The organism is Kribbia dieselivorans NBRC 106261, from assembly GCF_001552435.1.
In the GTDB taxonomy this organism is placed as follows: Bacteria; Actinomycetota; Actinomycetes; order Actinomycetales; family Dermatophilaceae; genus Kribbia; species Kribbia dieselivorans.
Genome location: NZ_BCRE01000279.1, coordinates 1 through 1,695 on the forward strand (window position 1 = coordinate 1; position 1,695 = coordinate 1,695).

Below are 1,695 nucleotides of genomic sequence, written 5' to 3' on the forward strand. Positions count from 1 at the left end.
TAACCTCGACGTTTCACGGCTGATCTGTTGATGTGCGGCTTGGGAGCGTGAAAGTGCCCGTTCTGCTTGGGAAACTCTGACTTGCGAAGGTCCAGAGACACCAAGAAGAACGGGCACTTAACAGGTGAAGCGTAGCAAGCGGATACGTCGAGTCGTGGTCACTGCGGATGGGGCGGGTGTCGTGTCACATGCTGGGGTCGGTTTGTTGCGTGAGATGGCGCAGTACACCGGCCTGGTCGACGGGGTCACGGCAGCGTTGGCGGACACGTACCGCGGCCCGTGGGTCCATGCGCCGGGGCGGGTGTTCACCGATCTCGCGGCCGCGGTCGCCGACGGCGCTGACGCGATCAGCGGGATCGCCGTACTCGGGGATCGGGCGGACCTGCACGGCCCGGTGGCTTCGATGCCGACCACGTGGCGGGTGCTGGACAAGGCTGATGCAGTTCATCTGCCCGCGCTGCGGGCGGCGCGCGCTGATGCCCGGGAACGGGCGTGGGCTGCCGGCGCCGGTCCCGACCTCGATGAGGAACTCTGCCTGGACTTCGATGCCACGATCACGATCGCGCACAGCGAGAAGGAGAACGCTGCCGCGACGTGGAAACGCACGTTCGGGTTCCATCCGTTGTTGTGTTTCCTCGATCGTGGCGACATCGCTGCCGGGGAGGCCCTCGCGGGCCTGCTACGGCCCGGGAACGCTGGATCGAACACCGCCGCCGATCACGTCGAGGTCCTGGACATGGCGCTGGCCGCGTTACCCGAGCACGCCCGCCCCGCCTACGACCCGAACAGTGGGCAGTGGACCGGGCCGCGTGTCGTGGCGCGCTCGGATTCGGCCGGTGCGACCCATGCGTTCGCGGCTGCCTGTGTCGAACGGGGTGTGGGGTTCTCCTTCGGATTCCCCGTGGACGCGCGGATCCAACGCATCGTCGACCTGATCCCCCCAGAGTGCTGGCACCCTGCCCTGCAGACCCCAGGCCGGGACGGCAACGATGTGCGTGAGGGCGCGTGGGTGGCCGAGGCCACCGGCATGATCGACCTCGGCACGTGGCCCGAAGGTTCCCGATTGATCCTGCGTAAGGAACGTCCCCACCCCGGCGCCCAGTTGACGTTCACCGATGTCGACGGACACCGGATCACCGCGATCCTGACCAACACCCCCGCCCACCAGCCCGGCATCGTGACCGGCCAGGGCGCCGGCCTCGAACTACGCCACCGTCAGCACGCCCGCGTCGAAGACCGCATCCGGGAAGCCAAGGCAACCGGCCTGCGGAACCTGCCCTGCCGTGCCTGGAACGAGAACGCCGCCTGGCTCGAGGTCGTCCTGACCGCGCTCGACCTGGTCGCGTGGACCAAGAAGATCGCCTTCGCCGACGTCCCCGAACTGGCCCGCGCCGAGATCGCCACCTTCCGCTACCGCGTGCTGCACGTCGCGGCCCGCATCACCCGCGCAGCCCGCCAAGTCCAACTGCGTATCGACAAGACCTGGCGCTGGGCCACCGCGATCGCCACCGGCTGGGACCGCATCCGCACCTCCTTCGGCTGACCACCGACCCCAGCCCCTACCACCCGAAGGACCCTTGGAACCCGCCCACCCGGCGCGACAGCCGGGCACTACCCATACCCCGACACCAACACACCCGCAGACCCGATCCCCAGCAGCCACCCAGACCAACCGCATGAAAGACCGAGGTTAAC

The 1,695-nt window shown here is 68.1% G+C and carries 1 protein-coding gene; it reads left to right on the forward strand.

All coding sequences use genetic code 11. The features are described from left to right. Positions 1-124 precede the first annotated feature (124 nt). Positions 125-1,543, forward strand: a complete 1,419-nt coding sequence (locus tag KD1_RS15850) for an IS1380 family transposase (protein WP_068403529.1) — start codon at positions 125-127, stop codon at positions 1,541-1,543. Positions 1,544-1,695: the final 152 nt, after the last annotated feature.